This window comes from Citrobacter sp. Awk 2 (assembly GCF_028069815.1).
Taxonomy (GTDB): domain Bacteria; phylum Pseudomonadota; class Gammaproteobacteria; order Enterobacterales; family Enterobacteriaceae; genus Citrobacter.
Map to the genome: position 1 here is coordinate 1 of NZ_JANEWL010000123.1, position 12131 is coordinate 12131.

Below are 12131 nucleotides of genomic sequence, written 5' to 3' on the forward strand. Positions count from 1 at the left end.
TATTAAAATCGGATGTATTCATTCTATTTTATTCGCCCAATTGAATGGCAGCAAGCAGATGGTATGTTGTTCTAACCACCATTTTTGTGGGGTTAAGGTTAAACTGAACAGATACAAAACGTCCTCAGCTTACGCCAGGGGTTTTTCACCGGTGTTTGGTGGGCTGGCCGACTTTGAATGGGAATATCGCGAACAGTTCATTGCCGGTGATGAACCGAGCCTGCGCAGAATGCAGGGTTTGCGCAACAGTATCGACGTGACAAAATAGGAGATTAACCAGACTGCCGTTCGCTATCGCTATATCCGCTCACATGAGGCGGTGCACAATTTGCTCTGGATTTAGCTGGATGTTCTCGGGCTGTAACGGGCACAAAAAAGCCCGCAGGGCTTGCGCCGTGCGGGCTCTTAGGACTTCATCGGATGACTCTGGTAATCACCGGCTGGCGGCAGTGTGGTTGGTGGGGAAGGTGATTGAGTTTGTTGGGGATTTTGGTTTTTTACGTTGAAAGGAGGGGGCAAAAAGGGGATGATGATATCGATATGGAAAAAGTGTTATATGTTTGATTTTTAATATTATATTTTTGACTGAATTGTGCGTTTTGACTGATGCTTTCAGGACAAATCGTAGGCTTGTCGTTTGCACCTGGACTGTTTGTGGGCCCGTTTCAGAGTTCTCTGCCTGGAAGGGGCTCATTAAGTCGGTAAGGCCAATTATTACATCAATATTTCCCTGTAAGGAGAGAATCCATTGATGCTTTTACTGGTTAATCGCAGGATGATAATACCTGGTATTAGTACTTTTTTTTCAGATGTCGGGTAGGCAGTACGGTTGTATATTTCACCTGATTCAGCGCGAAGCTGGAACGAATACTCGCGACGCCTTCAATTTGTGTCAAACATTCCATAATCAGCACCTGGTATTTTTGTAAATCTTCCACCACTACCCTTAGCAGGAAGTCTGCTTCTCCGGTCATCAGGTAGCACTCCATGATTTCCTCGCGATCGCTTATCGCTTCAGTAAACTTTTGCAGTGAAGTTTTATCCTGCTGGCGCAGGGAGACATGCACGAACACATTGACCGCTAACCCCAACTTCAGAGGATCCACCAGCATGACCGAGCCCCTGATAACATGATTCTCTTTCATCTCTGCCACACGACGCCAGCAGGGGGATACTGACAGGCCGACTTTTTCAGCCAGTTCCGTGTTACTGATATCCGCGTTATGTTGCAGGATATCGAGAATACGTAGGCTAACTTCATCAAGTTGAACAGGATTAGTGGACATAATTTTCCTAAAATAATAGCTACGTGGAAATATTTATTCTTATTTTTGCCATTTAACGGTCAATATAGAACTAATCTACCCTGATAAAGAAATTAACATGGTACGGTCGTTTCTGCTATCAGGAGTCCGTCTTATGTCCATACAAAATTGTGAAAGTGCGAGCGTTTGCCACTCATCTACGACGAAAATGCATACGCTGGGCTGGCTTGCGGTGATGGTTGTCCTGTGGGGAACCAGTTGGCCGGTTACGCGTCAGGCTCTGGATAGCGTTCCGCCACTTTGGCTGGCGACATTACGTTTTACAACGGCCGGAATTTGTTTGTTTGCTTTTGTGGCTTTCAGGGGGAAACTCCGCTTACCGGTTGGTCAGGACTGGCCTGTTATCCTTAGTGTTGGGATTCTGCAAATGATGTTGTTTACCGGATTGGGGATGATTGCGATGCAATATACGGACACCAGTCGCGCGGTTTTGTTGGCTTATACCACGCCGTTATGGAGTATATTGTTGACGGCTATTATGCTGAGAGTTCGCCCGGGTCGTGGGCAGTTGCTGGCATTAATGGCCGGACTCTCCGGGGTGGCGCTGATTTGTTCGCCATCGGAGATGCGCTGGGATCATTACAGCCTCTTAGCGGCGTTGTTATTACTGATTTGTGCAATGGCCTGGTCAATTGTGATTTATCATGTCCGCCATCATCGTTGGGTCTCCACACCGCTGCAACTTGCGCCCTGGCAGATGTTAATCGCGTCGGTTTTATTGGGGATTGTCGCCGTGCTGTTCGAGCGCCCAGTGTCTGATATTCACATCACACATGGCTTACTGTGGCAGTTACTGTTTATTGGTCCCGTCGCAACCTCTTTCTGTTTCGTGATCTCTTCTGAATATGGTCGACGTATTACTACGTTTGCCATGTCCAACTTTACCCTTGGCGTACCGATTATTGGTGCGCTTGCCTCCGCCTTGTGGCTGCAAAATCAATTATCACCTTTATTTATTAGCGGGCTGATACTTATTTGCCTTGGCGTTTTTTTCACTGCATTAAGCAGTCGTCAATAAAGAGAATAACAGGCATCGTTCCTACCAGGAACGGTAATGAAAATGGCGTTAATCCTCAGGGGGATTTTCGTTTTTTGAGTATAACACCTGTCTCTGTTACAAGGTTTTTCTTCCCTACAGACCTGTTTACCATGGCACAGGACAATAATTACATATCTGTTGCTCAGTGCAGTGGAAGTCGATTTCTATTGACTGTGTTTTAAGCGCTGTCTGTGCCCATGATGTGTTTACCTGATTATGGAGAATGAAATGAATAAGAAAACGTTAATCGCCAGCTTATTATCTGTACTGATATTTAATTCAACGACTGCATTTGCAGAGACACAGTTTAAAAAAGGTGACCTGGAAGTTGTTGCTGCACTGAATATTCGGCCGGGAAATGTCACCGTCTCTGATGATGGCCGCGTATTTGCAACGGTACACCCTTTGGATCGCCCCTCACGCTGGCGTCTGATTGAGATCACAGGCAAAGAGACCTGGAAAGCTTGGCCCGATGACTCCTGGCAAAAAAACGAAGGCCAAAGTTTATCTCACCAAATTGATACACCATTAGGTATTACACGCGACGCGCAAAATCGCTTATGGCTGGTAGATATGGGGCTAAACTCTGGCAAAACGCGTATAATTAGCTTTGACATAAAAAGTGGTAAGCACCTGATGACCATCGAACTGGATGACACTATCGCGCCTCGTGGTAGTTTTATTCAGGATTTGGTTGTTGATGCACGCGGTGGGTGGATCTATCTGGCAGATATCAGTAATCCTGGACTGATTACCGTTAATATCGCCAGTAAAAAAGCCAGCCGTTTTTCCGGCCATCCTGCATTGCAAAGTGAAAGATCGGCGGTGATGCATATTGATGGTCAGGATACTCTGTTTAATGGCAAGCCAGCTTCGGTTGGCGTGAATCCAATAACACTTTCCGCAGATGGTAAAACCTTATTTTTTGGCGCAATGAACGGTACCACCTGGTATGAAATTGATACTGAGTACCTGCAGAAGGCTGATGATAAAGCCATTACTCAACATATTCGGACTGCAGGTACAAAACCGGTTTCAGATGGTGCCGCTATTTCTGCGCAGGGCAGGCATTACTTTACTAATCTGAATAATAACGGTGTTGATATGATGGATAGTAAAGGGAAATTGATCCCGCTGGTGCGCTCAGCGTTGCTTGACTGGCCTGACAGCGTGCAATTTGGCGATCAACACTGGCTGTATATTTCGGCTAACCAACTGCATCGAAGCGCTGCGTTTACTGGTGCTGGCGATAAAGGTGAGCCCCCCTATCGTATTCTGCGTGTATGGACAGACGATACACAACCGTTCACATCCAGTCAGTGAATCGTAACAGGCTGGCCGGCACCTGATACTGAGATAATATGATGGATACTCCTCATTTTACGATGCCATAGAACCTGGCTGGATTGTGGCAACACATCCCGAAAAATGAGGAGCATCAGCATGAAGGTATCAACTCCTTGTATTGACCATGCAAAAGTATCCTCTTTTGCCGGAGCTAGTCTCTGCTGGCTGGCTGAACATATTCAGATAATTGAAGCGCAGATTAAACAAGTCGAAGATCTATTAACCTCCTGTTGTTACAGTACAGTTGTTCGCAAACATAAAAACAAGACTTAAATCACATAACTTACTTTGCATTATTCATGTTGCGTGAATTATCCATTCAGTATTGATTGATAACCAAAAACGAACCGCAGTGTTATAAATTAAATGTATTTACCAATGCCCACTTCATATTTCAGCATGGAGGATATATGCATTTAAAGAAAAAAATTATAATACTGCCGCTTGTCCTGTTATCGGGTTTATCAACTGCCACCGGTTACGCAGCGAGCATGTCTCTTAATAGCGCAGAAGTGAAAGAAGGTGAAAATATAGCTGTTGATTTACTGGCAAATGATTTCGGTTGTACAGGAAAAAATATCCAGCCAGCCCTGGCATGGCAGTCTGCCCCCGAAAATACGCGCAGTTTTGCTATCACTTTTTATGATAAAGATGCGGATACGGGGAGTGGGTTCTGGCACTGGATGATGATTGATATTCCTTCATCCCGTCATCATCTGGCAAGAAATGAAATACCGCAGGGAGCAAGAGTACAAGCTAATGACACTGGTAACAGCCGTTTTCTTGGTCCCTGCCCACCGGCCGGAGAAGTCCACTCGTATATTTACACTCTGCATGCGCTTGATGTTGAAAAACTGGAGGTCCCGGTAAACTCTACAGCCCCCCTGACTGGTTATTTTATTAACAAGCATTCTCTTGCTAAAGCCACACTAACGCTTCGGGTGTTCAGGACAACTCAGACAAAATAACCTGTTAAAAGGTAAAAAAATGAAAACGAAAATTTATTATTTGACTTTTATTACAGGGATGATCTCCTTCATCGTCTCAGTTAGCTATCTGAATAACTATGACGGAACATGGTCTGCCATAACGATGGCATTATTCTCATTATTGATCCCGCTGACGACACTTTTATGGCGTAAAAACCGCCTTATCAGCTTTATGCTGACGCTTTTTTTTACGCTGATAGTGGTCAGAAATGCCGATCAGCATGACTGGTCGCGCGTGGGATGGTTAACATCTATGACATTTATTCCACTACTGATCCAGGCTGTCATAATTTTTCGCGATGGGATTCATCAGTACAATAACCAGGAAGTTGCACTCTCTTTTTTAAGAATGTTTGTTGGATTTAATTTCCTGACACACTGCACGGAAAAATTATTTGTATCATATCATGATGCCGGTCTCGTGAGCTTTTTCCAGAATGTTGTGGGCATGCACACATTTGGCACAGTGCTCAGTGCAAATATGGCATCAGGTATGATTATTCTGGGGGGGCTGGCTGAATTTACTTCAGCTGTTTTAATTGGCTTTGGTTTACTCACCCGGGCAGGTGCTTTCATTGCCGCGATATACCTTATTGCCGCAGAAGTGATGAGTGGACATTTTGGTATTGGTTATACCTGGATGATGTCCGGTGGGGGATGGGAATTCCCGTTCTTTTATTTTATGGTCATTATCCCGTTTTTGTTGCCTGATACCGCCGGACGATTATCACTGGATCAGGAATGGAAAACGGCCTTCCATCCGGCCTTATCTCCTTTCTCGGGTGTAAACACGCGTTTAAAAGACTTCTGATTACGGACAATCGTAAGCGGTAAACAACATGAACCTGTCGTTGTTTACCGTTTCATTATGCAACCAGGCTATCAAATCCGGGAATGACGTTGATACCAGGATTCAACCGCCTGTCGTGGCGTTTTATTCTCTCTGCAAATGAGATAATCCAGTTCGCTGATTGCGTCATTACCTGGAGATAAAGCTTTCAACTCCGCCAGTAACGGGGGTTCAAAATCTCCGATAACCGACCGGGATACAATCAGCGTGGCCTCATCCTGTCCGCCAAGTAATCCTTTTGGCTCTTCTAATGCCCGAATGGTGTATCGGTAATGCAGGAACTGCGGATGCCACAAGGGAACAACGATCCAGCGCTGATCGCTGACAGCCTGTTCAAAATTGCTGTAGCACGCAGCTTCACTGCCATTTTCAAAATAATAACCGGAATGGGTAAGTTGATATTCCTCGACCATAGTACGAGAAAAACGGCTGATTCCTGCCCCCGGATTAATACCCAGGATCCTTTTTTCCATTTTCAACAGGACATCAGGTCTGAGTAAGTCTTCAACAGAAGCCACATCGCTGGGGGAGATATAATCAGGGACTCCCCATATACAGTAAGGATGATACAGGACTGTTAATTTAACCGTATTATCCCGATAAGGGGCCAGATAGACATCGTGGCTGGCAGGGAGCCAGGCTGAAACCAGCATGTCCACTTCTCCTTTCCCATAGCGCTTAAACATCTCTTCATGAGGGCTGGCGGTCATTTCAACCTGCCAGCCATATTTTTCAAATACAGTACAAACCAGCGCTGCACTGGCAGCATGGAAACTTAAATCAATATGACCGATACGAAGTGTTTTTTTCATGCTTGTCCTCAAAGGAATATAGTCGGATAAAAAAAACGCTATGCTGTATTAGCCATAGCGTAAAAGTAACATTTCTGTTACTACGTCGAACTTTAATACCGGGGCGCGGCTGAATAATATTTTTTGTAGAGTATGCGGACTCATAGGAACCATCCCCAACAGAGAACATCCGCTCTTGTCTTTCTTAATGTGTAGAACTCAATATAAATATCACAGAAGTGATGACTGTTAATTTATAGCAAGAGCAGGCTCTCTTATTAATACCGTTAAAAGCTCAGGTTATAAAGTAGCGCAAATCGAACCGTTTAAAAATAATGACTTAACATTAAGACTTATCTCTCAAAAGTGAAAATAACCGGGATAACTGGCCTCAGATTTGCCCATTATCCCTGCATGGTGATATTTAAATTCGATAACCTGCCATACTGCCTGACAATAGATACCGCCATAAACCAGATGCTGACAAAAAAGTGACATGCGTACAGACCCGAACCGCTTCAGAAAATAGCATTGTCCATCATGCTGACTCCGGTACAGGTTCACTGAACACCGCTTCAACTAACTGCCCTCCGGGTGCTCGTATAAAAACTCGCCGCTCCTGAATATCAGCCAGGTCCATCAGAGAATAATGTATCCCAAGACCCTGGAGCTTTTCCCGAAAGGCTGTGTAGCCTTCAAGATGAAATGCCACATGGTCAATGCTTTCTTTTAACGCCGTAGCGGGTAACGGGTGCCCTTCGTCGCCCGCAGGAATAATATGCACCAGAGGTTTGTCCTGCGCATAGAGCCAGTAACCGGGAATGCGGTTGCTGATAAGGCCGGGGCGCGCCCCGGGCAGTAAATTAAAGACTGAGATAAAAAAGTCTCGTGTGGCGTCCATGTCACTGCTTCGGAATGTCGCGTGATCGATGTACATTATGACCTCGCTGCCTGAATGTTCAGGCGGGTGTGGCGGCGGTTGAACAGTACATACGCAATGCCGGCAAGCGGTATCAGCGTGGCTACCCAGGGAATACCGGCCGCACCGAAGGTACTGTCAACAGTCAGTCCGCCAATAATCCCTCCCAGGGCATTCGCCAGGTTGAATGCCGAAATATTGGCAGTACCTGCCAGCTCTGGTGCGGCACTGCCGTGTTTCATCACGTTCATCTGCAGCGGCGGAACATTGCCAAAAGAAGCAATGCCAAACAGGAACGTCGCCACCATAAACAGCCAGTAATGACTGCTGACCAGGCCAACAACAATCAGGGATACCACCATCAGCACTGGCCATAAAAGCTGCGCCTGACGCAGATTGCGGTCAGCGGTGATACCGCCAATATGGTTGCCTGCCACCAGGCCAATACCCACCACAAACAGCAGGGCGGTCAGCGCCCCGACACTGTAGCCAGCGACCTGCTCAGCCAGCGGTGCAATATATCCGTACAGGGTCATGAAACCGGTCCAGCTCAGGACGGTAATCGCCAGGCTTGCCAGCAGGGGACCATGGCGAAACACAGCCAGTTGCTGACGGATACTTTTACCTTCCTCAATGGGCTGGCGATGAATGGTGGATATGATGGCAATCAGCGCCACCGCGCCCAGGGCTGCGACCGCGTAAAACGTCACATTCCAGCCGAAGATATTGCCAATCCATGACCCAAACGGCACCCCCAGAACGTTCGCCAGCGTCAGTCCGGCAAACATCTGACCGACTGCCCGGCCTGCCAGGTTTTCTGCCACCAGTCGCGTAGCCACCACCGCGCCGATGCCGTAAAACGGCCCCTGTACCAGTCCTGCCAGTACCCTGCTGACCAGCAGCACCGGATAACTGGTCGCTAAGGCACTGACAAGGTTGGCGGCAATAAACAGCACCATCAGCCCGGCCAGGACATTACGTTTTTCAAAACGGGCGAGCCACAGCGTCAGCACAGGTCCGCCGATAACAATCGCCATAGCATAAGCAGTGATAACGTTTCCCGCCTGGCCGTCGGTGATATTGAGGGCGTGCGCCATGGTGGTTAATAACCCGGCGACCACAAACTCAGCGGTGCCGATAGCAAAAGCGGATAAGGTCAGTATCCAGACCTGTAATGGAATACGTTGCGGTTTCATAAGTGACTCTGGCAGATGAATGATGGGATTCATTCTCGGACACGGAGCTACATTTGATAATGGCAGTAAAACAGAATGGATTATTTCATTTTAATGAATAAACCGGTGACCACTGCGTTATTCATTATCCAGCCAGTGAATAAAGAACTCGCTGAACGCCGTCACCTGCAGGGGCTGAAATCGCCTCTGCGGGTAGACAAACTGGAGACCCACCTGTTTTTTATCATTCCGGCTGAAGCCAATAAAGGTATCGGCAAATAACACGGTGAGCCGGCCTTGTTCGACATCTCGCTTCACATCCCACCATGATTTGCTGGCGATACCCGCACCTGCCAGTACCCACTGACGTAACAGCGCGCCATCATCACATACCATGGCCGGTGTAACCCGCACCACAGAGGGCACATCATGCTCTTCAAAGCGCCACTCGTTCATCAGCGTGCCACGCTGCTCCATCACCAGGCAACGATGCCCGTGAAGTTCATCCGGATGCACAGGTGCCCCGTGTGTTTCAAGGTAGTCTTTTGACGCGACAAGTACCCGATGATTGGGGCGGATAAATTTTGTGACCAGATTGCTGTCCGGGAGGTTGCCGAAGCGCACGCTCATGTCCAGACGGTTAGCAATCAAATCCACCACGCTTTCACTCAGATAGACAGAGCTTCTGACTTCAGGATACAGGCGGGAAAAATCGAGCAGTGCGGCTGAAAGATACTGCCGACCAAAATCTGAGGGGGCTGAAATACGCAGGCTGCCGCTGACTATCCCGTCTTTCTGTGCCAGTTTCGACTCTGCCTGCGCCACTTCCTCCATCACGCGAAGTGCGGCGTGGTAAAAATCCTCACCTGCACGTGTCAGTGCAATTGCACGGGTGGAGCGATTAAACAGCCGGGTCTGATAGCGTTCTTCCAGCGCCTTTAACCGTGCCGTCATGGTGGCAGGTGAAAGATTCATCCGCCTCCCTGCGGCAGCCAGTCCACCGGCTTCAACGACTTCCACCAGTAACGTCATGTCTTCAAACTTACCCATTATTCCAATTTCCTGAATAGATAATCAGTCATCACTGCCATTATCAAAGCGACTCGCAGGACGTAAAGTCAAGCACAATCAACCGTTCCGGAGAACAGAACATGCCTCAACACACACTTTTCGAGACCACATCTGTTGGTACACACACACTTAAAAACCGTATTGTGATGGCTCCTATGACCCGGGCCCGTACCGCGCAGCCAGGCAATGTTCCTACCGCGCTGATGGCGGAATATTATCAGCAACGCGCCAGCGCTGGTCTTATCATCACTGAAGCAACGCAGATTTCAGCCCAGGGGCAAGGGTATTCCTGGACGCCAGGGATTCATTCAGCTGAGCAGGTGACAGGATGGCGTCTGGTAACGGAGGCTGTCCATTGCACGGGCGGCACTATTTTGTCACAGCTGTGGCATGTGGGGCGTATGTCCCATGAAAGTTTTCACCCGGACGGTAAACCGGTGGCTCCCTCTGCGCTTTCACCTGATGCAAAGGTGTGGGTAGTAAACCAGGAGGGCGTCGGTGAAATGGTCGATTGTCCGGTGCCGCGTGAGCTGACCCGTGACGATATTCAGCAGGTGATTGCGGATTACCGTCAGGCGGCCATTAATGCGATGGAAGCCGGATTTGATGGCGTGGAAGTCCACGGTGGTAACGGGTACCTGATTGACCAGTTCCTGCGTCGCTCCTCGAACAAACGTACTGATGAATACGGTGGCAGCCTGGCAAACCGCGTGCGTTTTGCTCAGGAAGTACTGGAAGCCATCAGCGAAGCCATTGGTCCGGAGCGTACCGGTATTCGCCTGGCCCCGTTTATCACCCAGCGCGGCATGGATGACCCACAGGCGATTGAGGCGATTCTGGTGCTGGCTGCCTGGTGCGAAACAAAGGGTATCGCCTTTATCCATCTGGCAGAAGCCGACTGGGATGATGCGCCGCAGGTCCCTTATGAGTTCCGTGAAACCCTGCGGGCGACCTTCAGCGGCACGATTGTTGTGGCAGGAAATTACACCCGGGAAAAAGCGGAAAAACTGCTGGCTGCGGGAATTGTGGACCTGGTCGCTTTCGGCCGTCCGTTTATCGCCAACCCGGACTTTCCTCACCGTCTGAAAGAAAATCTACCGCTGGCTGCGATGGGTAACCCGGCAACATTGTTTGGCGGTAGTGAAGTGGGTTATACCGATTATCCCTCCCTGACAACCGAGGTCTGAGTTATGACGCAGCGTACACTGATTATTGGTGGAGCAACCGGTATCGGATTTGCAGTGGCGCAACTGCTGGCCGGGCGGGGCGGGCACGTTATTCTTGCTGGCCGGGACGACAATAAACTCTCGGATGCGTGTCAGCGTTTGCAGGTAACTGGTGCCAGTGCGGAAACTGTCGTGTTGAACATCGCGGATGAAAAACAGGTGGCGATACTGGGCAAGACGCTGGAACCAGTGGACCATATTATCGTGACGGCAGGGTCGCAGGCACCAGGTGGCGTGTTGACTGCACTGGATTTATCTGCAGCAAGACAGGCCTTTAATACCAAGTTCTGGGGTAGCCTGGCCGTAGCGCATCATCTGAGTGGAAAAATCAAACCGGGCGGTACGCTGACCCTGACCACAGGTTTCCTTTCGCGGCGTACCGTACCCGGTACGATAGTGAAAACCACCATTAATGCCGCGCTTGAATCCGCGGTGAAAATGCTGGCGAAAGAACTCTCTCCGTTGCGGGTTAATGCCGTCAGCCCTGGTCTCACGAATACCGAAGCCTATGCGGGTATGACGCTTAAGGACCGTCAGCAAATGCTGACCAGAGCCGCTGAGAATTTGCCGGCTAAAGCGTATGGTCGCGCAGAAGATCAGGCAAAAGGGTATTTGTTTGTGATTGATAATCCGTATGTTACTGGCAGCGTGGTGGATATTGACGGAGGTGCGCTTATCAACTGATAACGCCTCTGCCAGCCGATGCTATACCGGGACCTGCTTAAAGGCCCCTTAATCGATACGGCTGACCACACCGACTGTCCGGTGAGGTCTTTCGCTGGTAAAGATTTATCTGTACCCATATGCCTCTCTTTGCATCCCTTCCTTGATTTTTGCAACGAAACGCGCATATCTCAGTAATAATTTAGCGATTTATCGCATGGCACTCGCTAGCATATCCTGTGATACATGATTTTGAATCTAAGGTTACAAGATGACTCGGTGCATAATCTTGTCATTTTTTATGTTAACGCATAGCGCGTGGTTGGTGTGGTCGAACCCTCTCCTGAGGCGAAGTGTTGGCTTTATTGATACCGTCGGTAATCAGGCCTGGTTTGACGCTCATGAGGGCTCGCGTATTGTGTGTGAGAAAATGGTGAAGAAGCATCCGGTTGGTCGCTCCGGTCGACCGGAAGAGGTTGGGGCGCTGTGTCTGTTTTTGAGCAGTGATAAAGCGGGTTTTATTGCTGATACCACCATTTTGATGGACGGTGAAATATTAAATGAGCTGGTGGAAAACACTGAGGTGAGTGAGTCAACTCGAGTGAGTTGATATTATTATTTTTAGGCATATGCTGCATATGATCGAGTAAAGAATTGAAGCATGACGGGATAATATAATTTCCATGATTATGTGCAAAGGGTGATTAACATTTAATCGTAATCTAAAGATATATAA

The 12131-nt window shown here is 48.3% G+C and carries 13 protein-coding genes and 1 pseudogene; 9 read left to right on the top strand and 5 right to left on the bottom strand.

The features are described 5' to 3' along the window. Nucleotides 1–268 (top strand): annotated as a pseudogene (locus NNO02_RS20910) (hypothetical protein); the annotation flags it as partial. Between the two features lie 523 nt (nt 269–791). Here the strand turns inward: NNO02_RS20910 and NNO02_RS20915 are convergent. Continuing rightward, nucleotides 792–1286: an Lrp/AsnC family transcriptional regulator gene (locus NNO02_RS20915; RefSeq protein WP_267453886.1), complete on the bottom strand. Its 495-nt coding sequence runs from the start codon at nt 1284–1286 to the stop codon at nt 792–794. Nucleotides 1287–1419: 133 nt separating this feature from the next. Between NNO02_RS20915 and NNO02_RS20920 the strand changes: the two genes are divergently transcribed. From NNO02_RS20920 to NNO02_RS20940, 5 genes are all read left to right on the top strand, one after another. Then, nucleotides 1420–2343 carry a DMT family transporter gene (locus NNO02_RS20920; protein WP_271441766.1) on the top strand — a complete coding sequence of 308 codons (924 nt, stop codon included), beginning with the start codon at nt 1420–1422 and terminating at the stop codon, nt 2341–2343. A gap of 249 nt (nt 2344–2592) precedes the next feature. Next, nucleotides 2593–3687: an L-dopachrome tautomerase-related protein gene (locus NNO02_RS20925; protein ID WP_271455634.1), complete on the top strand. Its 1095-nt coding sequence runs from the start codon at nt 2593–2595 to the stop codon at nt 3685–3687. Nucleotides 3688–3807: 120 nt separating this feature from the next. Further along, nucleotides 3808–3984 carry a hypothetical protein gene (locus NNO02_RS20930; RefSeq protein ID WP_271455635.1) on the top strand — a complete coding sequence of 59 codons (177 nt, stop codon included), beginning with the start codon at nt 3808–3810 and terminating at the stop codon, nt 3982–3984. Nucleotides 3985–4121: 137 nt separating this feature from the next. Further along, a complete protein-coding gene (locus NNO02_RS20935; protein WP_271455636.1) occupies nt 4122–4679 on the top strand; it encodes a YbhB/YbcL family Raf kinase inhibitor-like protein in 558 nt (185 codons plus the stop codon). 19 nt (nt 4680–4698) lie between these two features. Then, entirely contained in the window at nt 4699–5511 is an 813-nt protein-coding gene (locus tag NNO02_RS20940) for a DoxX family protein (protein WP_168978869.1), read from the top strand. A gap of 71 nt (nt 5512–5582) precedes the next feature. On the opposite strand, the gene NNO02_RS20945 is transcribed toward NNO02_RS20940, so the two are convergent. The 4 genes from NNO02_RS20945 to NNO02_RS20960 all read right to left on the bottom strand — a co-directional run bounded on the left by NNO02_RS20945 (nt 5583) and on the right by NNO02_RS20960 (nt 9485). Continuing rightward, nucleotides 5583–6362: a glycine betaine ABC transporter substrate-binding protein gene (locus NNO02_RS20945; RefSeq protein WP_267447003.1), complete on the bottom strand. Its 780-nt coding sequence runs from the start codon at nt 6360–6362 to the stop codon at nt 5583–5585. Between the two features lie 517 nt (nt 6363–6879). Then, nucleotides 6880–7278 carry a VOC family protein gene (locus NNO02_RS20950; protein ID WP_267429143.1) on the bottom strand — a complete coding sequence of 133 codons (399 nt, stop codon included), beginning with the start codon at nt 7276–7278 and terminating at the stop codon, nt 6880–6882. Continuing rightward, nucleotides 7278–8456 carry an MFS transporter gene (locus tag NNO02_RS20955; RefSeq protein WP_267453888.1) on the bottom strand — a complete coding sequence of 393 codons (1179 nt, stop codon included), beginning with the start codon at nt 8454–8456 and terminating at the stop codon, nt 7278–7280. Before NNO02_RS20955 ends, NNO02_RS20950 begins: the two co-directional genes overlap by 1 nt. 117 nt (nt 8457–8573) lie before the next feature. Further along, entirely contained in the window at nt 8574–9485 is a 912-nt protein-coding gene (locus NNO02_RS20960) for a LysR family transcriptional regulator (RefSeq protein WP_271441763.1), read from the bottom strand. 101 nt (nt 9486–9586) lie between these two features. Here NNO02_RS20960 and NNO02_RS20965 point away from each other — a divergent pair, with 101 nt between their 5' ends. From NNO02_RS20965 to NNO02_RS20975, 3 genes are all read left to right on the top strand, one after another. Further along, the gene (locus NNO02_RS20965) at nt 9587–10693 is read left to right on the top strand and encodes an alkene reductase (protein ID WP_271455637.1); all 1107 of its coding nucleotides are present in this window, start codon (nt 9587–9589) and stop codon (nt 10691–10693) included. Nucleotides 10694–10696: 3 nt separating this feature from the next. Beyond that, complete coding sequence (locus NNO02_RS20970) at nt 10697–11416, top strand: SDR family oxidoreductase (RefSeq protein WP_267448869.1); 720 nt, start codon at nt 10697–10699, stop codon at nt 11414–11416. A gap of 280 nt (nt 11417–11696) precedes the next feature. Continuing rightward, nucleotides 11697–12005 (top strand): SDR family oxidoreductase, encoded by a 309-nt coding sequence (locus NNO02_RS20975; RefSeq protein ID WP_267445765.1) that lies wholly within the window; start codon nt 11697–11699, stop codon nt 12003–12005. Nucleotides 12006–12131 lie beyond the last annotated feature (126 nt).

Coding starts and splice junctions, on each gene's coding strand:
- NNO02_RS20915 (WP_267453886.1), bottom strand. CDS start 1,286: ATGTCCACTAATCCTGTTCAACTTGATGAAGTTAGCCTACGTATTCTC.
- NNO02_RS20920 (WP_271441766.1), top strand. CDS start 1,420: ATGTCCATACAAAATTGTGAAAGTGCGAGCGTTTGCCACTCATCTACG.
- NNO02_RS20925 (WP_271455634.1), top strand. CDS start 2,593: ATGAATAAGAAAACGTTAATCGCCAGCTTATTATCTGTACTGATATTT.
- NNO02_RS20930 (WP_271455635.1), top strand. CDS start 3,808: ATGAAGGTATCAACTCCTTGTATTGACCATGCAAAAGTATCCTCTTTT.
- NNO02_RS20935 (WP_271455636.1), top strand. CDS start 4,122: ATGCATTTAAAGAAAAAAATTATAATACTGCCGCTTGTCCTGTTATCG.
- NNO02_RS20940 (WP_168978869.1), top strand. CDS start 4,699: ATGAAAACGAAAATTTATTATTTGACTTTTATTACAGGGATGATCTCC.
- NNO02_RS20945 (WP_267447003.1), bottom strand. CDS start 6,362: ATGAAAAAAACACTTCGTATCGGTCATATTGATTTAAGTTTCCATGCT.
- NNO02_RS20950 (WP_267429143.1), bottom strand. CDS start 7,278: ATGTACATCGATCACGCGACATTCCGAAGCAGTGACATGGACGCCACA.
- NNO02_RS20955 (WP_267453888.1), bottom strand. CDS start 8,456: ATGAAACCGCAACGTATTCCATTACAGGTCTGGATACTGACCTTATCC.
- NNO02_RS20960 (WP_271441763.1), bottom strand. CDS start 9,485: ATGGGTAAGTTTGAAGACATGACGTTACTGGTGGAAGTCGTTGAAGCC.
- NNO02_RS20965 (WP_271455637.1), top strand. CDS start 9,587: ATGCCTCAACACACACTTTTCGAGACCACATCTGTTGGTACACACACA.
- NNO02_RS20970 (WP_267448869.1), top strand. CDS start 10,697: ATGACGCAGCGTACACTGATTATTGGTGGAGCAACCGGTATCGGATTT.
- NNO02_RS20975 (WP_267445765.1), top strand. CDS start 11,697: ATGTTAACGCATAGCGCGTGGTTGGTGTGGTCGAACCCTCTCCTGAGG.